Raw genomic sequence first — 21,951 nt, 5'->3', positions numbered from 1 at the left:
CGGAATTAATTCGTTCCGAATGCCTTTTGTCTAAACTGAAGCCAATTTTGAGAAAGGGTGTTTATTTTACATGATGGTTTTTCCATTATGCTCAACAGTTGTGTTATTAGCCTGGGTGAAAGGACGAATGTCAGCGGGCTGGATTTACTACTGCCGGCTTTTAGGGAATCGGCTTGACGTTGAATTTTCAGAAAGCAAGATTTCCAATATGCTTGATAGTGTGAAAAATACGATTCACGATTCGCCGGAACGAACGAAATCCGCTATGAGTAATTTTCTATTCACAGTGGGGATTACATATTTGCCACACCAAGAAAAGGTGTCGGGACTGCAAAGGCAATTGGAATTGTAGAAGGGACAAGAAAAAAGCAGTTTTCTAAATGTTTACGAAAAGATCCAAAAAGAAGTCAATTAAGAAAGGCTTGGGTTTAAACGCAAGAGCCTGTATCCACCTTGGAACAGGCTTTTATGTATATATAGAAAATTAATCACAAGGGAAATTACGTTTATAGACTTTTAAAAAAATCATGCTTGAATCTGCGATTGTCTAGGATTCTTTTTAAAAATCATTTTCGCTTTAAAATGTGAGAACAAATAACAGCCTATAATCACAATGCCACTACCAATTCCTTGTACCCACGTCATTTTTTCACCTAATAATAGAAAGGCTAAAATTGCAGTGAAAATAGGATTAAAATTCAAGAAAATACCTGATGTTGTTGTACCTAATTTTTGTACACCAATATTCCAAAGTACCATACATGCTACAGTTGAGATAACGCCTGTATATAAAATAGATTGTATAAAAGAAGTATTTATATTAGACACTGTAAAATTAGAAAAATTAAACGGAAGAAGAACTATAAGTCCAAATATACCAGAATATAATGTAGACATCATGGGTGTTGTTGTTATCATTGCCCATTTGCTACAAACGGAATATATTCCCCAAACGCATACAGCAGCCATCATATATAAATCACCTGAATTAAATCGTAATGAAAGGAATAGATCAATATTTCCTTTTGAAAGTACCAGTATTACGCCAATAAGCGAAAGAAACATCGAAAACATTTGGAGAATATTAATTCTTTCTTTTAAAAAGAAAAATGAAAAAATAGCAATTGAAATCATGTTTAATGTTGATATTAATCCAACATTAGTGGCGGTAGTTTTCTCTAATGCTGCAAATTGTAATAGATTAAATAGAACCACACCAGTAATTCCCATCAAAAATAAAGGAATGATTGCACTTCGAGGGGGAAATATCTTTCTCTCTTTCCACCATACAATTGGCAAAAGACAACTAATGGCAATGATCCACCTTAAACTCGTCAACGTCATCGGAGAAGCATGACCGACAAGCGATTTTCCTACGACAAAGTTTCCACCCCATAATAAACTTGTTAAAAGTAATAACGAAAAATAATAATATTGCATATCTTTTTGCTCCTTTTCATCTTTCACAGTTTAAGTGAAAAAAGATCGAAGCCATTGTGCACAATGACATTTCAATTTTCATAATTAATTACTACTAATTTTAACATTATAGTTCAGTTCTTTATATATTATTTTGTATAATAGAATAAACTTAAAATATTATTTTAAAAAATTACTGATATGCAGAATTAAATTAAGTTTTGCTATTGGGATGAAACCGTTTTTGGAACAATTGTAAAAGGAGTGACTATAAGTGGAATCTATCGTAAGCAAGGTTCTTGATAATGTTGATATTCAAATTTTAGATTTACTGCAAAAGGATGCACAAATAAGCAATACTGAGCTTGCAAAGCGTGTCAAGTTATCTCCACCAGCTATACATTCAAGGATAAAACGTTTGGAAAATGAAGGATTTATTAATGGACAAGTAGCAATTTTAAACCAGGAGAAGCTAGGTTTTGATTTATTATGTTTTATTTTTATGAGTACGAATATACATCAAGCTGAAAAACTGGAAGTTTTGGAGAAGGCATTAGCTTCTATGTCAGAAGTATTAGAGTGCCATTGTTTAACAGGTGAGTATGATTATCTTTTAAAAGTGGCTAACAAAGATCGGAAGGAATTGGAAATATTTATTAGAAAGTTAAATAAACTAGGTATAACAAGAATTCAAACTAGCCTAGCTCTCAGAGAAATTAAATATTCAACAGTTTTACCCATATAGAAAAAAAGTCCCGTTCGTAAAAGTCACTTTTACGAACGTTTTTTGATAGAACAAGAGAGAGAAAAGTAGTAGAAAGCGACTTCAGGCCATGAGATAAAAGGGGTTGGATAAAAAAACTCGTCAAAAAAATAGCCTTTATAAAAGAGAAAATAGGCTATTATTCATTATCATATTATAAGTTGATATCAATCCATTTCTAAGTTGAACTATAATAATGTTCGTTCAAAATTTTGAACGTCAAAGCTATAATTACTTTATTTCTTTTGAATTTGTTAAGGAGCCATTATAGATTGAAGGAACGACTCTGTATTAATAATTACATATCAACATCACTAGAAATAATAAGCTTATGATCAATCCCCGTAATCATCGCTATAGAAAATTCGACATTTACAATTCCTACTGGATACACCATATATTTTTCTTGAAAATGTAAATTCTCCTTTTGCCCTTAATCCTATAAAATCATTATATTGCTCAACTAGATTAAGCATTGAGCCATGCAGCGATTAAAAAGCAGTACACTTCATTCAAAGTTTGTACTGCTTTTTTAATTTCGCCCGGTTATTATGGGTTTTAATCAGAAAATCAGTATTGAAGACTCGATTAATGAATCATTAAGTTTATTTACTTAACAAAATTCCTTCTGCGTTACTCGGTTGTAGAGCTATTTGCAGTGCTCTTTTTTCTTCATCGTTTAAAGGGACCAATGGTAAGCGGACACCTCCAACATTTAACCCCCGCATATTTAATGCTGATTTTACCGGTGCTGGGCTTGGTGCAGCAAATAATGCTTTCATAATTGGAAGAAGGTTGCGATGTGCAGTGGCAGCACCTTGGACATCCCCATTTTTAAAGCTATTGATCATTTCTTGCATTTCATTGCCAATTATGTGGGAAGCAACCGAAACAATGCCTGTTCCTCCGATGGCAAAAACCGGTAATGTTAACCCATCATCGCCGCTGTACAATGTAAAATGACTAGTTGTTTTGCTGATGATTTGTGCCATGGCATCTAAGTCACCACTTGCTTCTTTTACTGCCACAATATTGTTGATTTTTGAGAGGCTAACAATCGTCTCAACGGACATGTTCACGACACTTCGTCCTGGGATATTATAAAGCATTACCGGTAATGATGTTGAATGGGCAATAGCACTAAAGTGCTGGAATAATCCTTCTTGAGACGGCTTGTTATAGTATGGGGTAACGAGCATGATTCCGTCGACTCCTGCTGCCTCTGCTTGTTTGGTTAAGCTGATGGAGGCCTTCGTGTTATTTGAGCCAGTTCCAGCTATGACTGGAACTCTTCCATCAACAATTTCTACAACCATTTTGAATAAATCCACTTTCTCTTCTGCAGTTAATGTGGGAGACTCTCCAGTTGTACCAGCTATTACTAATCCATCAGAACCATTAGTAATTAAATAATTTACTAAAGTTCTCGTAGCATTAAAATCAACCTCATCATTATGATTAAACGGGGTAACCATTGCGGTTAAAACTTGGCCAAAATTCATAACTTCACACCCTTTTGTATAATTTTTATAAAAATTCAGAGGTGGTTAGGGCCATTCAGGAATAAACGCAAAAAAGCAACAACGAGGATTCGCTGCTGCAGTAGAAACAATATTTATCAAAAAAATGTTTCCGCGCATAAGATAGCCCTCCATATAGTTTCCTATATGACAGTCCTGCATTTATTCAATAGCAGAACCAGCTTCAAGAACATGAGATTCTTTCCGCTTCGGCAAATTCCCCTTTCCACAATAGTCATGGGATCTCATTCTCCTCAAAATGTGTACTAATGGTCTTTGCTCCTCTATCCTCACTTCAAAAAAAGTATGAAGTAAGAAAATATTTAATTGACTGTAATATAACAAGGAATCCTCTTTATTGCAAGGACAATTTAGAAATGTTTTTTTAGAATACATGGATTCACCTTTTTTAATATTATGTAATCTCAACATTTATAGTTTTTATTAAACAAACTGTATGAAAAGTTTCAATCTTTTATAGTCAGTTTTACAATTTATAAAGCTTATGAAAATTGATATGTATCTTATGAATACTTAGAATGATGATCAAGGTGGGGAGTACGACATGATACAAATTTAACAAAGGGCAGAAAAGATATGAAAATCAGTGTCGTTTAGCAAGCGAGAAAACGGATCGCTTCCATGTAAGTAGGACTCCATTGATTCAATTACACTATCAAAAAATTGAAAAGGATGGCCATTGATAACATCAAGCTAATGTTAACCAAACCAAAGACAAAATTATCTGTGGTCCGATAAAAACTGGTCAGAACAATTGCATGCAAGAGGAAAACAAACCGAAGATGTTCGATAGCATTATAGCTGGCAATAATACCAGCGAGTATGTTGCTGAAAATGGATATAAATCCACAGCCAAACAAGATCAAACGGATTGAACTCTTGTTGCTTTCATTCCTTTCAGGATTGGAACGAGATACGTATAACAGAATACCTATCTACAAATCCATGAGATGGAATGATAAAAGCCATTAAGATTCGTGGGGATAACTACGTAGTTTAGGGGTAGTTCCCCCATTACATCAAGCAAAGGCAAATCATTACTACAAGCGAAAAATTATCTTGAGTCTTCCTCAGAAACAATTTAAGTGAACGGAAGGACTATTGGCCATAGGTATTATTTGATTTATTAATATTTAAATTACACTGAACCTATATTTTATTAATAATGTAAAGTTACTATTTAATTGGTAAACCATATAAAAATTAAAAAATAAGGAGGATATTTTACTTCTTGGGAAATACTTACATAATCATAACGGCTAAACGATATATAGGAGGAAAATGATTTTGAAAGCGAAAAATAAATTTGCTGCAATGTTGACAATTGTGACGGTGGGATTAACAACATCTTTATCAAATGTACAAGCATTCTCGGAATCTTCAAATTCAGATAATAAACGTAAACCCGAGCTCGTTTTTCCTGTTATCAGTGATGTACATATAAATGATGGATCAACTGCTGATATGAACAAGTTTAGAACAGCGATGGATCAATTAAACAAAGCTGCGCCTAAACAGGATGCTTTTGTTGTCGTTGGGGATTTAACGGACTATGGCTACGCTACTGAATATGATAAGTTCTTCTCCATTTATAATGAGAAGAAACAAGGCGATGTTCAATCCATGTTCACTATGGGAAACCATGATTATTGGAATGGACTTTCAGTAGAAAAAGCACAAGATCGTTTTCTCGAAAAAACAGGAATGGATTCTCTTTACTATCATAAAAAAGTAAATGGATATGATTTTATTACGTTAAGTCCGGAAAATGGTAATACGCATGGTTTATATTCTGTTCATCAAATTAACTGGCTCGGCGAAAAGTTAGCTGCAGCAGAAAAAGAGAATCCGGGCCAACCAATCTTTGTTTTTCTTCATCAACACATTAAAGACACTGTGTATGGAAGTGACTTATGGGGAACTCAGGAAAATAAAGAACTTTTATATGATACATTAAAGAAACATCCACAGGTAATTACATTTTCAGGCCATTCTCATTATCCACTTGAAGACCCTAGAACGATTCATCAAAAAGACTTTACGTCTGTTGGCACGTCTTCTGTAAGTTATTTAGAATTAGAGCCGGGCAAACTTCAAGGGTTTCATCCTGAAGGATATCGGGATATTAGTCAAGGTATGATTGTAGAAGTTTATAATAATGAAGTTGTCCTTAAAAAACGTGATTTTCATAAAGACGATTGGGCAGGAAAACCATGGGTAATCAAACACCCTTCTAAAAAAAATAACTTTACATATACAGAAGATCGAGATCAGTTACCACCGGTTTTTGCAGGTAAAGACAAGGCTTCGATTGTAAAAGAAAAATCGACACTAAAAAGTTTGAATATTACATTTCCACAGGCAAACGATAACATGCTCGTACATTCTTATCACATTACAGCGAAAAATAAGGAAACAGGAGAGCTGGACGCAGACTTCATCGCATTTTCTGAATTCTATATTGATCCTGTTCCAAAGAATTTAGAATTCCCTGTAGCTGGTCTTAAGCCAGGTACGGATTATGAAATTAAGGTACAAGCACTAGATTCATTTAACAATAGCAGTAAAAAGTCGTTACTGGCTGAAGGTCAGACAAAAGCTCTGGAAATGGTCTCAGCACAAGCTTCCCCTTCTTTAGTAGCGGTAGGTGAATCGACTACACTACAAGTAAAGATGAAAAATTACGGAAATGGTAATGTGAAAGGGAAAATTAAAGTTGATGCACCTGAAGGCTGGAGTGTGGAGCACAATGAACTTGAGTATGAGCTTTCAGGAACTGAAGAAAAAACGTTGCCAATAAAAGCTACACCTAGTAAGGAAAGTTCCGGTTCATCACAATTCACGATTACTGCTTACGAGGGCGGCCAAAAAATTGGCTCCAAAAATATAAATGTATTCGTAAACATGTTACTTGGAGAAAGTTTTGACCAATTAGAGTCTGCATTAAAGCCGGCAGTGAATGAAAACATTCCAAGTTCTATTCTCGGTTGGAGCCATGCAGCTCCTAACGGCTGGTCGGTTACTAATAGCTCAAATATGCCAGCCGGTACAATGGAGTGGCAAGGTTGGAGTTTCACAACAAAGGACTTTTGGACAAAAGCAGAAGACCAAGATCGTAGCAAATTTGAGCTGGGTCAAGATGTAATAGCTGTAGCGGATCCTGATGAATGGGATGATACCGGTTCACCATCATCAAAAGGCTTTTTTGATAGTACATTAACTTCACCTTCTGTAAAAGTTGATGGTACAAAAGATCTATACTTAGGATTTGCATCCCATTATAAACAAGAAGGAACGCAAACAGCAGAAGTAACTGCTGTCTTTGATAATGGTGAAAAACAACAAGTTCTCGTTTATGACAATAAAGATGCTTCCGATAATAAAAATGGACATGTTTTGAATAAGTATGAGGTTAAATCGATTAAGGTTCCTGAAGATGCTTCTTCGATGAAAGTACAATGGAGAATGCATAATGCGAAAAATAATTGGTTTTGGTCGATTGACGATATTAGATTGGATGACCAAATGATCGTTTCACCAAATGAATGAGAAGAAGAGGTGAACTTTTCTTGAAACTTGTATTAGTAAAAAGCGGACTTTCCTTAAGGGGTAAGTTCGCTTTTTTTTATTTATAATGGTTTATCACTCATTTATTTCGTATCTTTGTCAAGATAATACATCAACATGAAGGTATAGTTATTAATTAAAATAGCATGGAAGTGCAACTTTATTTAACTCTTGGATAATTTATAAACCATTCCATTATTATAAAAGGTAGGGTGAAAAACCACTATTTTAACAAAAAACTAGCTAGCCGAGACCCCAGAGAAGCTTGCGTCGAGGAGGCTTGGCAGAAAGTCCGCGGAAAGGGAGCGGATTTCTGAAAACAACAGGAACGTTTTTAACTGTTGTCCGACAATTAAATAGGATTTTTTTCTATGTATTTTAGAAAATTTTAAGATTTGTGTGATATGTTTTTTTAAGTTCTAAGAAAGATTACCGTGGGAAACTTTTTTCAGGCAAGAACAGCAGATGAACGGTGAACTTTTTTCTATAAACGATTTGGGGTGAAAATATTTGTCAATTAAAATGAGATTTCTATTGTCCTACGTTGGCGTAATTCTTATTTCCATCACCTTATTTTTAGCAGCTGGATTTTTGCAATAACAGGTGATATAAAATCGATAGAGCATTTATACAAAAAATCTTATTTTATTGGTCTAGCGAAATATGATGATGAATCATCGAGATATGAATTTTTTGATAAAAATACTAAAAAAAGTCGTGGTGATAATGAAACTTTCTTTATCACAAATGAAAAGATGCGAGTGTTAATCTCAGAATCAATGGGTTACCAAGCCGTTGTTGAAATAACAGAACTGAATGAGGATATGTTTACCTATAAAAGAATGGGTAAAGATGCTAATGGTAATGATGTAGAAGTGTTTGTTGATCATATTCCTTATACTGAAACAGAACTTTCTTTTAGTGATCCAGATAAAACTTTGGAAACTTACACTGGGGAAGTAGATACAGACGTTGATGGAGACAGAATTTTATCCAGCACCACATTGCAAGGAACAGTGGCGTTGGATGAAAAGGGAAATGATGTATCAAGCTATAACTCGAATTATTTAGGACTGGCAAAATATGATGATAAAACAAATAAGTATGAATTTTTTGATGCTAAAACCGGTGAAAGCCGTGGAGATTACGGCTATTACGATGTTGTTCATGGAAATAAGATAAGAGCCCTTGCTTCACAAGGGGAAAATAAGTATGGTGCAGTTCTTGAACTTACAGAGCTTAATGAAAATAAATTCACTTGTAAACGAATCGGTAAAGATAAAGAAGGAAAAGATATAACGATAACGGTTGAACATATACCATATGAAGGTAATTTGAAACTAAAATCAACTAAATAAAAAGAAAGGGATTTTGCATAAATAGCAAAATCCCTTTCTTAATATAGTAATAGAATAGTGGTTCAAGATATTTACGCGTTAAACTGTTCAACAGATGTTTCCAGGTCATTAGCTAGCTTTACCATCGAGGAGGTCGAGAAGGATATATCCTCCATGGATTTAGCTTGTTGATCTGTTGATTGTGCCACTTGTTTTGAAGCCACTGCAGTTTCCCTTGTTAATCCCGCAAAATCTTCTATCGAAGCATTGATTTCCTGGGAACTTGCTGCCATTTGTTCTGTAATGGCTGATATTTCTTGAATCTGATCACTAACACGCTTAAAAGATTCTATGGTCTGTTTAAAAGTTTCTCTTGTATTCAGGACAAATTTTGTCCCTTCCTCTACCTCTTTAGTTCCAGTTTCCATCATTTTCACTGACTCATTTATGATGGATTTAAAATGTAGGAGGGACTCTTGTATATTGATAGCAGATTCCTTCGTACCCACTGCCAATTTCCGTACCTCGTTCGATACCACCGCAAAACCTTTACCCTGTTCACCGGCCCTGGCAGCTTCAATTGCCGCATTTAGTGATAGCAGGTTTGTTTGCTCGGCAATTCCGGTAATTAAATGTACAATATTCACAATCTCATTTGCTTGTTCATCCAATTTCTTTATCTTTGAACTTGTTTGTAGCATCACATCTTTTACTTGCAGAATTTGACTTGAGAGTTCATTTATATCTTTATTTCCAATGGACATTCTAGCTGAAACATGATTAGTCTGTTCGCTGACTTCTGAAGAAGCTTCTGCAATTCTTTGTATTCCTATGGTCATTTCCTCGATGACCCTCGATGATTCTTCACTTCTGTGCAATTGTACTTCCGCAGCTCCTGCGACTTGCTGAATGCCATTAACTATATATTGTGTGGAAGTATCCATTTCTTTGATTTTGTGTTCGATATCACTTGATGACTCCAAAATCTGGAAAGATGAGCTTTTCATGGAGTTGACAATCATAATTGTATTGGTAATCATTTCTTCAAAGGATTTCACTAAAACCTTGATTTCGTCGTTCCCGTTTACTTTTATGTTGCTTATCAGTTTATTGGCTGTTAATAAATCTCCATTTGAGATTTCCTTTGCAGCCAAGCTGACCTTGAGAAGGGGGCTTAACTTTCTAGTCAAGAACCATATTAAGGCACCGACTACGATCGCCATTAAGATTACATTGATTATTATGGTCAGGGGAAGGATGCCACCCAAAACCTTGCTGGCCGTAGTGTCGACTTTGCTGGCATCAATATCCACCCCTAGTATTCCTATGACCTCGTCCCCTTTCTTGATGGGAACAAAAACGGATAAATAGTCACCATATTCAGGATCATGAACGATGGAAGTGGTAGAAACCTTACCCTTCATGACGCTTTCTACATCCTGATATGAAGTTGCGGTTGTGGGTGTTGAAATGGGAGCTGCTTTTTTATCTCCCTTACCCGTTCCATCTATAAGAATATGGACTTTTTCGCTACTTTCGTTAATCCCCAATGTATATACATACAATGCTCCAGTTTTTTGTCTATAATCGTCTAACTGTTCGCGTATCTCCCAATATGTAGAGGTTTCGGATTGATTACTTAAAAAGTCAGCATAAGATGTTGGATTTATTCCTTGAGAGATGTTGCTAGCTATGTCTAAACTGCTCATAGCGATTGTTTTCTCGACCGTATCATTTGTACTTTTATACATCAATAGTAAACTTCCAATTAATGTGATGATCATGCCTGTTAAAAGAACAAAACCTATTTTCGTACTGAGTTTATTCATCTTTGTTTATTCCTTCCCCGTGTTATATATTAACCATGTTTAATATATCGGTAATAATTAAATATATTTAATGAGACCTTTTTAAAACCTTCGGGTGGAGTTTTTATACCTTTCATCTTTAACCTGTTGTATGAGAGGCAACATTAAATATGGATTCTAATTTTTCAAAAGAAAATATAAACCTTTAAAAATGGAATATACCTTTTGTAGGAATGGAAGGGGGAAAAACTTAAATCAAAGAAGAAAAATAAACTCTTAAAGACTGCCTTTTCAGAAGGAAATACAATTAAAGAAGAGTAAGAGATCTGATTTCGTATGATTTTCTATCCTAGTATAGAAAAAATACATTTCAACTTTTACGTTCTGGATCTATAAATATTAATTAGTGAAATAGAGATTTGTTAAGTTGTTGTAAAATTCAAAAAATGGTTTGACATTAGTAAAAATGGAAGCTTATAATCAACGTAAGATTTCAAATACAAAAACAGAGTTTTATATTATAGAACAAATTAACCCTTCATTTTATTAAACGTAATCATTTAAAAAGTCGAATCCACTTGAAAAACGTATTTAGAATTAAAGTGTTTTCCTTACTCCGAATAAAACAAAAACGGAGTTTTATAATATAAAACAATTTTATTTTGGCTTATACAAGGGTGAGGAGAAGTTATAAGATCAGTGATAAATGATAACGCTTACAAAAAACTTCGGGGAGGGTTTTTATTGAAAAAAAGAAAGCTTTTTGTATTTTCCACAAGCTTAACTCTAGCAATGGCATTCCTTTTATCAGGATGTGGCGGAGGAGAGGGAGAAAAAACCAGTGGATCTGGAGTTGAAAAGAAAACGATTAAAGTGGCGCATTATTTTGCTGAAAATCATCCTCAAAACATTGCCCTGAAAGAAAAATTCAAAAAAATCGTTGAAAAGGAGAGTAATGGTGAACTAGAGGTGCGGATTTATGCGAACAGTACATTAGGTGCAGAAAAAGAATTTTACGACGGAGTCAGAAATGGAACGATCGAAATGGGTGTTCCAGGACTAATTATGCAGTCGGACATTCCTAAAATGGGTGTTCCTGAATGGCCCTTCCTATTTAGGGATTACGGTCATGTAAAGAAGGTATTGAATGGACCTATAGGAGAGGAATTGACAAAAGAGCTTGATCCAAAACATGGCGTGACACCACTTGCATGGAGTGCAAACGGATTTAGGATGTTTTCGAGTAATCGTCCAATTAAGAGTATGAAAGACTTTGATGGACTTCGACTCAGAATGCCGAACATCCCGAATTACATAAAACTAGGTGAATCATTGGGGGCGAACGTTAGCCCATTACCTATTTCAGAAGTTTTCACCGCACTTGAACAAAAGGTAGTTGATGCACAAGATAATCCTATTGCCACGCTGAGATCCTCGGGGTGGAATGAAGTTCAAAGTGATGTACTGGAATCCAAGCATATGTTCAGCCCCAATATTTACATTATCAATAGCAAATTCTATAAAGGGCTAACAAAGGAGCAACAAAAAATCATTCTAAAAGCCGCAAAAGAGTCGGCAGCATATGAGTTTGAATTGATGGAAAAAAGTTATGAAGATGACAAAGCATATCTTGAAGATAATGGAATCAAATTCACTACGCCTGACGAAGACTTTTCAGAAAAAATGTTAAAAGCATCTCAACCTGTTTATGATGAAGTCTTTGAGAAAAATGACTGGGCGGAGGAGCTCATTGGAAAAATAAAAGCAGAATGAAGCAGGCGCTCCAGATAGGAAGGGGGAGATGTATAGGTGAATAAAATATCCAGAATCTTGGAAAATTCGTTAAACATTATTATGGCAGCTGCTTTAGCAATAATGGTCGTACTCGTGTTTGGTAATGTAGTTCTTCGTTATTTCTTTAATTCAGGGATTACTTGGTCAGAAGAAATGTCAAGGTATCTCTTTATTTGGTTGACGTTCCTCGGCGCCATCGGAGCTTTCAAAAACAAAGAACACTTAGGTGTCGACATGGTCATTAAACGGCTCCCGAATAAGATGAAAAAAGTGGTACTGGTTATTAGTGATTTGATGATGTTATTCGTTCTTCTCTTAATCTTGGATGGAAGCTGGAAAATGACCATGATAAACATTGATAGTGCTGCACCGGCCACTGGAATGCCACTGGCATTTGTATATGGGACAGGTATTCTTGTAAGTGTTTCAATGGGCAGCATGATCATATTCAACTTGTATCGGATTTTCTTCAATAAAATTAAAGACAAAGAATTAGTTATGATAAGTGAGTCAGAAGAGCTAATTTCCCTCCATGCTGATGAATTTGAATCAGATATTAGGATAATTAAGGAGGAGAAGCAGGGATGATAGGTGTATTTGTCGGATCTTTACTGGGAGCCATGGGACTTGGAATTCCTATTGCATTTGCCTTACTTGTTAGTAGCGTAGTGCTTATGTACTTTCTTGGTATTTTTGATAGTCAAATTATCGCACAAAACCTAATCAGTGGCGCGGATAACTTTCCTCTAATGGCCATACCGTTCTTTATGCTGGCAGGAGAGGCGATGAATCGGGGCGGTTTATCTCGGCGTATCGTTGAGATGGCAATGAAATTGGTTGGCCATATCAAGGGAGGCCTTGGCTATGTTGCGATCATTGCGAGTGTGTTGTTTGCGAGTTTATCGGGATCTGCTGTTGCCGATACGGCAGCGCTTGGGGCTATATTAATTCCAATGATGGTGAAGTCCGGTTATGATGTGAACCGGTCAAGTGGGTTGATTGCATCAGGTGGCATCATTGCCCCGATCATTCCGCCAAGTATTGGCTTTATCATTTTCGGTGTCGCGAGTGGTGTGTCCATTACAAAGTTGTTCATGGCAGGAATCGTTCCAGGTATTTTACTAGCCGTTGGACTTACGGTTACCTGGGCCATTGTTGCACGAAAAGATAAAGTCGCCGTTAACCCCCGAGCTTCAGCAAAAGAAATACTTACATCTCTTCGTCAAGGCATTTGGGCTCTATTCCTGCCCGTCATAATCATTGGTGGATTGAAATTCGGTTTATTTACACCGACTGAAGCGGCAGTGGTGGCTGCAGTCTATGCAATATTTGTCGGTCTAGTAATCTATCGCGAAATGAAAGTGAAAGATTTGTATGATGTCTTTGTCCATGCAGGAAAAATGACGAGTGTTGTCATGTTTCTGGTCGCTGCTGCACTCGTGTCATCCTGGCTGATAACTGTAGCCGATTTACCTGGTCAGGTAATTGGATTGCTGGAGCCATTTATGGATCATCCATTCCTTCTATTAATCATGATAAACCTATTGGTTATCGTAGTTGGAACTGCTATGGATATGACTCCGACAATCCTTATTCTAACACCTGTCTTGATGCCATTGGTGGTCGCTGCAGGTATTGATCCAGTTTACTTTGGTGTCCTGTTTATCCTGAATAACGCCATCGGTTTACTTACACCACCTGTCGGAACCGTTTTAAATGTCATGTGCGGCATAAGTAAGATCAGTATGGAAGATATCATGAAGGGGATTTGGCCTTTCTTGCTCGTTGAAGTGATTGTATTGATCTTATTGATTTTGTTTCCTTCCTTAGTGCTGGTTCCTCTAGAATGGTTTACTTCCTAAGGGATTTATCAAGTAATTGGTCTGTATGCTGATATTCATCTTATTTATTAGGAGGAAAATGAAAATGAATAATTTGTTCAAACGTTTGGCGGTTGGAGTTTTACTGCCTTCATTACTACTATTAAGTGCTTGCGGAAGCGGACAAAATGAAAGCGCTTCAGCCGACGGTATTCAGAAAAGAACAATCAAAGCAGGAATCGGAAATAGTAAAATGCATCCACAAGGAAAAGGAATGGAGAAATTTAAAGAACTGGTTGAAGAAAAAAGCGGGGGGAAAATGAAAGTCCAAAACTTTTTTGATGCCACCCTCGGAGATGATCAGAAAATGACAGAAGCACTTCAAGGCGGTTTACAGGAAGTAACTGTACCTTCAACCTCACCACTTGTGGGGATGATTAAGGAATTTGGAATTTATGACTTCCCATTTGTTTTTAATAATGAAGAGGAAGCTTATACAGTACTTGATGGTGCAGTAGGCAAAAAACTTTTGGATAAATTGCCGGAACATGATTTAGTTGGTTTGGGATACTGGGAAAACGGCTTCCGAAACTTAACCAATAGTAAACATCCGATTAAAACGGCTGATGATTTCAAAGGTCTGAAACTCCGTACCATGCAAAATGAAGTGCATTTAGATGCATTTTCAAAGTTAGGGGCGAACCCATCGCCGATGGCCTTCTCTGAAGTATTTACTGCGTTGGAAACTGGTACTGTTGATGGGCAAGAGAACCCACTCGCAACAATTCAAACGCAAAAATATAATGAAGTGCAAGAATACTTAAGTCTTACGAATCATGTTTATACTCCATTTGTATTCCTGGTAAGTAAAAAGTTCTGGGATGATTTATCAGAACAAGAGCAAGAAATCATGAGTGAGGCCGCACAAGAGGCTGGAAAGTATCAACGGGAAGTTAACCAAAAAGAAAATGAAAAAGCACTTAAGTATCTAAAAGATGAAGGAATGAAAATCAATGAAGTAGAGCCGGAAGAAGTGGAAAAAATGAAGAAAGCCATCCAGCCAGTGACGGACGAATATGCCCAAAAATTCGGGCCGGATCTTGTAGAGGAAATGATGAGCGAAGTTGAAAAAGTACGCGGTAAATAACTCAGACTGTTTGGAGGAAAGAAAATGGATATTATCTCTGAACTATTACGTGAAATCCAATTACCGAAAATGGTCAAAGTGAGGCAGAAATTTAATACACCTCAAATCACTGATGTAGCCGGTGAGGTGAAGAAGTCGATAAAAGAAGCAGGTGTCTTATCAAGAATAAATGAAGATGACAGGGTGGCAATTGCAGTAGGAAGCAGAGGGGTAGCGGACCTTCCTATATTAGTAAGAGAAACGGTAGCGGCCGTCAAAGGGGCTGGCGGCAATCCTTTTATCGTCCCTGCAATGGGAAGCCATGGGGGTGCTACAGCGGAAGGGCAAATCGATGTGTTGCTTCAGCTGGGTATTTCAGAGGAATCGGTTGGAGCGCCAATACTTTCATCGATGGAAGTTATTCAACTGGATGAATTGCCAAATGGGCTCCCTGTCTATATTGATAAGCTTGCATATGAATCGGATAAAATCATAGTCATTAATCGGATAAAACCACATACGGCATTTCGTGGGCCGGTTGAAAGCGGACTAATGAAAATGATTACAATCGGTTTAGGCAAGCAAAAGGGAGCCGAAGCTGCACATGCATATAGCTTTAAGTATATGGCGGAACATGTCCCTGAGATGGCGAAGATTTCCTTAACAAAAGCTCCTATCATATTTGGTCTTGCGACAATTGAAAATGCCTATGATAAACCAGCGAAAATCGTCGCAGTCCCTGCAGAGGAACTGGAGGAAGTGGAACCCGGACTATTGCTTGAAGCAAAATCATTGATGCCAAAATTACATTTCGATTCGATCGACGTACTTATTGTAAATGAACTCGGAAAGGACATTTCGGGGGATGGAATGGATCCGAATATTACGGGTAACTTCGCCACTCCATATGCTACCGGGGGGCCAGACGTTAAACGGACCGTTGTACTTGGACTTACTGAAAAAACTCACGGTAATGCAAACGGCATCGGCATGGCTGATATGACGACGAAGGCCGTCATGAATGAAATTGAGTGGGAAAAAGGCTACGCCAATGCACTCACAAGCACAGTGACAGATGTAGTAAAGCTCCCGATGTTTTTAGATACGCAGGAATTGGCTGTTAAAGCCGCTATCAAAACGTGCAATGCCTTCGATCTGAATAAAGTGAGAGTAGTAAGAATACAAAACACGCTTGAAATCGGTGAAATTTGGATTTCTGAAAGCATGATGGAAGAAGCTTTAAAAAACAAAAATATAGAGATTCTTTCAGAACCAGAGGAATTGGCACTAGACAGATTGGAAGAATTCATTTGAAATCAGAAAAGGAGTGCTCAAATGACACACCTATATCCACTAATCGATAACGAAATTAACCCTTACCGCGATAATGTACAGGGAAAAGCAAATGAACCCATTACGGTTGCGGGTCTGTTGGACCGTTCGAAGTTGACGCTTGGCTCCACATATGAAGGGGGGAAGCCTGATTGGACGCTTGAGGAAATTTATATGCGGCTAGAGAGGAATGCCCCGCGTATCGCAATTATCGGTGGTTCGTCCGATCATCCGGCCCATATAATGGATTACCAAACGTCGGCACGGGCAGCAATCCGCATCTGGCAAAACGGCGGCGTGCCGTTTCATTTCTCGACTCCGGTAATGTGTGATGGAACTGCGCAAAACAATCAAGGAATGAGTTACTCTCTCCAGAGCCGAAACGCGGTTGCACAAATGGTTGTCAACCAGCTAGAAGCTCACAGTTATCATGGTGCATTCGTCATTCAAGGGTGTGATAAGCAGCCTCTTGGTGTTGTAAGTGCACTCGCACATGTTGATCGTGTTCGCCGAAACCGTGGTGAAGCTCCCTTTTTCGCAACATTCGCACCTGCTCACGTATTAGAAGGCGGTTCGATTCCAGCTGACGTGATTGAGGAATTGGAAACTCTTGCGAAAAAAGCGGAAAGTAAAGGAGCTACTGATGTAGCGGTTGATTTACGAGATACGATGGCATATATATTGCAATGTTCATCGAATACTGCATTCCAGGGTGTGTTTGAACGGGCGTATGAACGAGGAATATTGACGAAGGAACAGCATAAATATTTTGAAATGAGACTTGCTGTCGCAACATGCGACGGGCAGGGAGGTGTATGTGCCTTCAATGGAACGGGGAATAGTTCACGTCATTTAGTGGCAGGCATGGGTCTTGTTCATCCAGCCGTGGAGCTGTTAACCGATCCACCAACACAACGCCAGATTAACTCGGTGCTTGATAGCTTTGCAGGCATGATAAACGAAGAGCGTTACGGCGTGGCCAACATTGTCGCTGCGAACATAAAAAATGCAATCCGTATTCACAGCGCTTCGGGTGGTTCTACTAACTTAATGATGCATATTGTCGCCGGCATGCTTTATGCAGGATTCAAATTCAGCTTATGGGACCTTGACCGCATTCATCATTCCCATCCAATTCCTGACTTATTTGATTACAGTTTGACAGAGGGAAGGGACATTTATTCACTTGCGATGCAATGTTGCAGTGGGACAAGCAGGGGGATGGAAACACTTTTTTATGAACTTATCGAGAATGGTGTACCAATGGATCAGGATGCGCCGACTGTTGCAGCAAAAACCTGGAAAGAACGTCTTGCGATTACAAGTAGCCTAAAAGCGGTTAATGTAAAGCAAAATCAGGTCATTTTATCCAATCCACGCCGTGGATTCAGCGGTGTTGATGTATTAAAAGGAAACTTCTTTGAAAGCGCCGTTGTAAAAATCAGCGGAATGCCGACACCACAGCTTGACCAATTCGATGATAAGCTGGCATTTGTCCTTTATTACGAAAACGAGGATGATGCAAATAAAAGCCTGCTTGATTCAAATCTGCTTTCAAAAATAAAAGAGCAAAAGCTTTTCGGACATAATCTATTGCTCGAGTCTCTTAAATACAACAATGAGGCGGAATGGTCTCTTCTAAAAAATGCTTCCTATGGGGAGTTATTTGACAGGATGGTTGAAGAAGGCACATTGAAAATTGCGGTCATTATCTCAGGGCAGGGGCCAGTAGCATTCGGAATGCCGGAAATGTTTACACCAATGCAACACATCAATGCTAATCGCGTTATGAAAAAGATCGCTACAATCATTAGCGACGGCCGCTATTCAGGAGTCACATATGGTGCTGCTATAGGACATATGACACCGGAATCATATGAAGGCGGAGGCATTGGTTTACTAAATTCAGGGGATGTAATCCACCTTCAGCTTCGTGATCGACGGATTGATTTTGTAGATGCTACTCAACTTCATTCAGGAAAGGTTGTTCATGATTTTGCGGATCATTTTATAGAAGAAAGACAATCATTGGCAACTGAACGCAAGCAGCGGATGAAAGTTAGACAAAAAATGGTTGCGGCCAGCAACAGGATGTTTGGACATACAGATGCTGCAAATGGTGTTGTTCCAATCGCTGTCATTGAGGATGCGGTCCTTGATTATGAACAGGATGTCTTACTCCAAGGAAAAAAAGTTGAAATAAAGTGAGGAATGCTCGTCATAAATCCGATAAGATAAAGGTAGACAGATTATAAAAGGAGTGAGGAACGATGCCTATCATCCAATCGGTGGAGCGTGCCTTAAAAATTTTGGATTTATTTGATGAGCGTGAGCGTGAACTAACTATCACAGAGATAAGCAAGCGAATGAATTTACATAAAAGTACGGTTCATTCACTATTAAAAACCTTACAGGAGCATCACTATATTTCACAAGGCGAAGAAAATGGAAAATACTCGTTAGGATTAAAGCTATTGGAGAGGGGAAGCGTTGTTGTGACCCATCTCGATTTGCGCAACGTAGCAAGAAAACATCTTGAATGGCTTTCAGCAACAACGAATTTAACTCTGCACCTTGTCATATTAGACGGGCAGGAAGGTGTTTATGTCGATAAAGTGGAGGGCACTGGGGTAACGGTCCTCTACTCCCGTATTGGCCGACGTGTTCCGATTCATACGAGTGCAGTTGGCAAATCCCTTGTTGCGACGAAAACGGATAGTGAACTGGATTTGCTCTTGGACGGCTATGATTATACGGGACCGACCGAAAGATCGATTAGATCCAAGGAGCAGTTTTTAGCGGAAATCGAAAAAGCACGCATTAATGGCTATTCAATGGATAATGAAGAAAACGAACCGGGCATTTGCTGTCTTGCCGTCCCGATAAAAGATTATTCAGGAAAGGTAATCGCTGCAATGAGTGTATCGATGCCTGCTTCGAAAGTAAATGAAGAAACACATGAGTATTATGTACGTCTATTAAAGGAATGCAGCAGTAAAATTTCGCAGGAGCTCGGTTATGAATATCAAAAAATATAAATGAGGCCTGCCATTTAGGAGGAATTAGAAAATGAGAATTATTCGCTATGTAAAAGACAATAAGAAACAACTTGCTGCCGTGACAAACGAAAACAATGTGGTGGACCTTCCATTTACGGATTTTATGTCGTTGATTACAACGGCACGTCATGATAACAGAACACCGTTTGATATTGTAAAACAAATTATCGCCAAAGGGGAAAAGCGACCATTGGAAGGTCTTGAATTAACAACGCCAATCGATGCGCCGGAAGTATGGGCATCTGGCGTTACATATAAAAAAAGCAAGGAAGCACGTAACTACGAAGCGACACAAGGAAAGCTGGACCGACAAACTTTCTATGACAAAGTTTATGATGCAGTGCGTCCTGAGATTTTCTTTAAATCGACTGCAGCAAGAACCGTGGGCCCGAATGATCCGGTTTACTTGCGTTCTGATTCAAAATGGCAAATTCCGGAGCCGGAGCTTGGTCTTGTCATAGATAAAGAGGGAACGGTACTTGGATATATCGCAGGTAATGACATGAGCTGCCGTGATATTGAAGGTGAAAATCCGCTTTATCTTCCGCAAGCAAAAGTATGGAAAAACTCTTGCTCCATTGGACCGGCCATCTTGTTAAAAGAGGCTGTTCCGGATCCATATGAGCTTAAAATCATGTGCCGTATTTATCGAAATGAAGAAAAAGTATTTGAAGGTGAAGCGAAAGTAAACCAACTGAAACGAAAATTGGAAGAGCTTGTCGACTATTTAGTCTTAGATAACACTATTTTTGACGGATCAGTGTTACTTACAGGGACATGCGTGGTTCCGCCAAATGAATTTACATTGAAGGGCGATGATCGAATCGAAATCGAAATACCAGGGATTGGAGTATTAAACAACCCGGTTATCCAAAGTAAAGCAGTTCAAACAATTTAGGGGGGACAAAATGGGTGAGTATAAAACACTTTACTTAAGTACGAAAGATAGTGTAGCTGTCGCTTTATCCGAAATCCCTGCAAACACATCAGTCATTGTGAAGGCAGACCTTGAAGAACTTGTCGTACCCATTCTTGAACCGATTCGTTTTGGACATAAGTTCGCAGTCAAAGCCATCGAACAAGGAGCAGACATAATTAAATATGGGGAAGTCATAGGGGCAGCCTCAACTTTTATTCCAGCTGGTGCACATGTTCATGTACACAATTTGGAAGGTAAAAGAGGAAGGGGTGACAAAATTGCTGAATGAAAAAATGCAGTTTTGGGGCTATCGCCGTCCGGATGACCGCGTCGGAGTCCGGAATCATGTACTGATTTTGCCAACGATAACATGCGCAACCCAAACTGCACAGCGCGTCACAGAATTGGTGAGCGGAACCGTCACATTCATTCATCAGCATGGCTGTGCGCAAGTGGGCTCTGATTTTGATCAAACGGCCAGAACCTATGCGGGAATGGGGATGAATCCAAATGTATATGGTGTCATAGTACTCGGCCTTGGCTGTGAAACACATCAGGCGCACCGTATTGGAGATGAAATTGCTAAATGCGGTAAACCAGTGGAAACTGTATCGATTCAGGAACATGGAGGCACTCTTCAAACCATTGCCGAAGTAGCTAAAATTGCGGTTAAAATGGTCCAGGATGCCTCGATGGTGCAACGGGAATTATGTGATTTCAGCGAGCTGATTGTCGGCACGGAATGCGGTGGGTCTGATGCATGCTCCGGCTTATCGGCAAACCCGGCTGTCGGACGTACAAGCGATTTGGTTGTTCAGCAGGGGGGAACCGCAATATTAGCGGAAACGACTGAACTCATCGGTGCAGAGCATTTGATCGCAAACCGTGCGGCAAACGACCAGGTAGCCAAAAAAGCTTATGCGGTTATTAAAATGATGGAAGACCGCTCGATGCAAATGGGCGTAGATATCCGCACCGGAAATCCAAGTCCGGGAAATATTGAGGGAGGTCTCAGCTCACTCGAAGAAAAATCATTGGGGGCAGCGACAAAATCGGGCACAACCAGGCTGGAAGAAGTCATTGATTATGCCCAGGTTCCCACAAAAAAAGGACTCGTCTGGATGGATACGCCTGGCCACGACATTGAGCAATTGACGGGAATGGTCGCAGGCGGCGCCCAAATCGTTCTCTTTACAAGTGGAAGAGGCACGCCAACGGGTTCTCCTATAACACCTGTCATAAAAATCTCAACTAATACACCAATGTTTGACAGGATGAATGAAAATATGGATTTAAATGCCGGTACGATTGTTGATGGTTTAGAAACCGTCGATGAAGTGGGAAGGCGCATCATGGAAGAAATTCAGCATGTTTCAAACGGAAAACTAACAAAAGCGGAGATCTTAAAGCAGCATGACTTTGGTATTTGGAGAATTGGACCGACATTCTAAAACGAAAAAGGAGCT

Annotated in this window: 15 protein-coding genes, 3 pseudogenes and 1 riboswitch; of the genes and pseudogenes, 14 read left to right on the top strand and 4 right to left on the bottom strand. The window is 38.6% G+C overall.

Annotated elements, in window-relative coordinates; all coding sequences use genetic code 11:
• Positions 1 to 124: 124 nt before the first annotated feature.
• A pseudogene (locus tag JNUCC41_RS23105) lies at positions 125 to 415 on the top strand (DNA alkylation repair protein); the annotation flags it as partial.
• A 110-nt stretch (positions 416 to 525) separates the two neighbouring features.
• Here JNUCC41_RS23105 and JNUCC41_RS23100 read toward each other — a convergent pair.
• Positions 526 to 1,440, bottom strand: coding sequence for a DMT family transporter (locus JNUCC41_RS23100; protein ID WP_192205030.1), 915 nt, complete (start codon positions 1,438 to 1,440; stop codon positions 526 to 528).
• A 253-nt stretch (positions 1,441 to 1,693) separates the two neighbouring features.
• On the opposite strand from JNUCC41_RS23100, the gene JNUCC41_RS23095 reads away from it, so the two are divergent.
• Complete coding sequence (locus tag JNUCC41_RS23095; RefSeq protein ID WP_192205029.1) at positions 1,694 to 2,164, top strand: Lrp/AsnC family transcriptional regulator; 471 nt, start codon at positions 1,694 to 1,696, stop codon at positions 2,162 to 2,164.
• A 623-nt stretch (positions 2,165 to 2,787) separates the two neighbouring features.
• Here the strand turns inward: JNUCC41_RS23095 and dapA are convergent.
• Positions 2,788 to 3,684, bottom strand: coding sequence for a 4-hydroxy-tetrahydrodipicolinate synthase (gene dapA / locus JNUCC41_RS23090; RefSeq protein WP_192205028.1), 897 nt, complete (start codon positions 3,682 to 3,684; stop codon positions 2,788 to 2,790).
• Positions 3,685 to 3,818: 134 nt separating this feature from the next.
• Positions 3,819 to 3,997: riboswitch (Lysine riboswitch) on the bottom strand.
• 394 nt (positions 3,998 to 4,391) lie between these two features.
• Positions 4,392 to 4,707 (bottom strand): annotated as a pseudogene (locus JNUCC41_RS26935) (MFS transporter); the annotation flags it as partial.
• 303 nt (positions 4,708 to 5,010) lie between these two features.
• Here JNUCC41_RS26935 and JNUCC41_RS23085 point away from each other — a divergent pair.
• Together JNUCC41_RS23085 and JNUCC41_RS27185 are read left to right on the top strand one after the other, a co-directional pair.
• Positions 5,011 to 7,272 carry a metallophosphoesterase gene (locus tag JNUCC41_RS23085; protein ID WP_192205027.1) on the top strand — a complete coding sequence of 754 codons (2,262 nt, stop codon included), beginning with the start codon at positions 5,011 to 5,013 and terminating at the stop codon, positions 7,270 to 7,272.
• A gap of 662 nt (positions 7,273 to 7,934) precedes the next feature.
• Positions 7,935 to 8,648 (top strand): annotated as a pseudogene (locus JNUCC41_RS27185) (DUF4822 domain-containing protein); the annotation flags it as partial.
• A gap of 71 nt (positions 8,649 to 8,719) precedes the next feature.
• Here JNUCC41_RS27185 and JNUCC41_RS23075 read toward each other — a convergent pair.
• Positions 8,720 to 10,456: a methyl-accepting chemotaxis protein gene (locus JNUCC41_RS23075; RefSeq protein ID WP_192205026.1), complete on the bottom strand. Its 1,737-nt coding sequence runs from the start codon at positions 10,454 to 10,456 to the stop codon at positions 8,720 to 8,722.
• Between the two features lie 723 nt (positions 10,457 to 11,179).
• Here JNUCC41_RS23075 and JNUCC41_RS23070 point away from each other — a divergent pair.
• The 10 genes from JNUCC41_RS23070 to JNUCC41_RS23025 all read left to right on the top strand — a co-directional run bounded on the left by JNUCC41_RS23070 (position 11,180) and on the right by JNUCC41_RS23025 (position 21,936).
• Positions 11,180 to 12,208 (top strand): TRAP transporter substrate-binding protein, encoded by a 1,029-nt coding sequence (locus tag JNUCC41_RS23070; protein WP_228467423.1) that lies wholly within the window; start codon positions 11,180 to 11,182, stop codon positions 12,206 to 12,208.
• A gap of 36 nt (positions 12,209 to 12,244) precedes the next feature.
• Entirely contained in the window at positions 12,245 to 12,817 is a 573-nt protein-coding gene (locus JNUCC41_RS23065) for a TRAP transporter small permease (protein ID WP_192205025.1), read from the top strand.
• Complete coding sequence (locus JNUCC41_RS23060) at positions 12,814 to 14,091, top strand: TRAP transporter large permease (protein ID WP_192205024.1); 1,278 nt, start codon at positions 12,814 to 12,816, stop codon at positions 14,089 to 14,091. The genes JNUCC41_RS23065 and JNUCC41_RS23060 overlap by 4 nt, the downstream gene beginning before the upstream one ends.
• Positions 14,092 to 14,149: 58 nt before the next feature.
• Complete coding sequence (locus JNUCC41_RS23055) at positions 14,150 to 15,196, top strand: TRAP transporter substrate-binding protein (RefSeq protein WP_192205023.1); 1,047 nt, start codon at positions 14,150 to 14,152, stop codon at positions 15,194 to 15,196.
• Positions 15,197 to 15,220: 24 nt separating this feature from the next.
• Positions 15,221 to 16,489 carry a nickel pincer cofactor-dependent isomerase, group 22 gene (locus tag JNUCC41_RS23050; protein WP_192205022.1) on the top strand — a complete coding sequence of 423 codons (1,269 nt, stop codon included), beginning with the start codon at positions 15,221 to 15,223 and terminating at the stop codon, positions 16,487 to 16,489.
• Between the two features lie 21 nt (positions 16,490 to 16,510).
• Positions 16,511 to 18,715 carry a dihydroxy-acid dehydratase domain-containing protein gene (locus JNUCC41_RS23045; protein WP_192205021.1) on the top strand — a complete coding sequence of 735 codons (2,205 nt, stop codon included), beginning with the start codon at positions 16,511 to 16,513 and terminating at the stop codon, positions 18,713 to 18,715.
• A gap of 62 nt (positions 18,716 to 18,777) precedes the next feature.
• Entirely contained in the window at positions 18,778 to 19,545 is a 768-nt protein-coding gene (locus JNUCC41_RS23040; protein WP_192205020.1) for an IclR family transcriptional regulator, read from the top strand.
• Between the two features lie 31 nt (positions 19,546 to 19,576).
• On the top strand, positions 19,577 to 20,464 hold the full coding sequence (locus JNUCC41_RS23035) for a fumarylacetoacetate hydrolase family protein (protein WP_192205019.1): 888 nt from the start codon (positions 19,577 to 19,579) through the stop codon (positions 20,462 to 20,464).
• A 10-nt stretch (positions 20,465 to 20,474) separates the two neighbouring features.
• Positions 20,475 to 20,774, top strand: coding sequence for a UxaA family hydrolase (locus JNUCC41_RS23030; RefSeq protein WP_192205018.1), 300 nt, complete (start codon positions 20,475 to 20,477; stop codon positions 20,772 to 20,774).
• 4 nt (positions 20,775 to 20,778) lie between these two features.
• Complete coding sequence (locus JNUCC41_RS23025; RefSeq protein WP_192208297.1) at positions 20,779 to 21,936, top strand: UxaA family hydrolase; 1,158 nt, start codon at positions 20,779 to 20,781, stop codon at positions 21,934 to 21,936.
• Positions 21,937 to 21,951: the final 15 nt, after the last annotated feature.

It is taken from the genome of Brevibacillus sp. JNUCC-41 (genome assembly GCF_014844095.1).
In the GTDB taxonomy this organism is placed as follows: domain Bacteria; phylum Bacillota; class Bacilli; order Bacillales; family DSM-1321; genus Peribacillus; species Peribacillus aracenensis.
The sequence above is the reverse complement of the archived record's forward strand: the minus strand, read 5'-3'. Positions and strand labels throughout refer to the sequence as shown.

Excerpts from the sequence above, each read along its gene's own strand:
- JNUCC41_RS23100 (WP_192205030.1), bottom strand. The coding sequence starts at position 1,440 with ATGCAATATTATTATTTTTCGTTATTACTTTTAACAAGTTTATTATGG.
- dapA (WP_192205028.1), bottom strand. The coding sequence starts at position 3,684 with ATGAATTTTGGCCAAGTTTTAACCGCAATGGTTACCCCGTTTAATCAT.
- JNUCC41_RS23075 (WP_192205026.1), bottom strand. The coding sequence starts at position 10,456 with ATGAATAAACTCAGTACGAAAATAGGTTTTGTTCTTTTAACAGGCATG.
- JNUCC41_RS23060 (WP_192205024.1), top strand. The coding sequence starts at position 12,814 with ATGATAGGTGTATTTGTCGGATCTTTACTGGGAGCCATGGGACTTGGA.
- JNUCC41_RS23055 (WP_192205023.1), top strand. The coding sequence starts at position 14,150 with ATGAAAATGAATAATTTGTTCAAACGTTTGGCGGTTGGAGTTTTACTG.
- JNUCC41_RS23050 (WP_192205022.1), top strand. The coding sequence starts at position 15,221 with ATGGATATTATCTCTGAACTATTACGTGAAATCCAATTACCGAAAATG.
- JNUCC41_RS23045 (WP_192205021.1), top strand. The coding sequence starts at position 16,511 with ATGACACACCTATATCCACTAATCGATAACGAAATTAACCCTTACCGC.
- JNUCC41_RS23040 (WP_192205020.1), top strand. The coding sequence starts at position 18,778 with ATGCCTATCATCCAATCGGTGGAGCGTGCCTTAAAAATTTTGGATTTA.
- JNUCC41_RS23035 (WP_192205019.1), top strand. The coding sequence starts at position 19,577 with ATGAGAATTATTCGCTATGTAAAAGACAATAAGAAACAACTTGCTGCC.
- JNUCC41_RS23030 (WP_192205018.1), top strand. The coding sequence starts at position 20,475 with ATGGGTGAGTATAAAACACTTTACTTAAGTACGAAAGATAGTGTAGCT.
- JNUCC41_RS23025 (WP_192208297.1), top strand. The coding sequence starts at position 20,779 with ATGCAGTTTTGGGGCTATCGCCGTCCGGATGACCGCGTCGGAGTCCGG.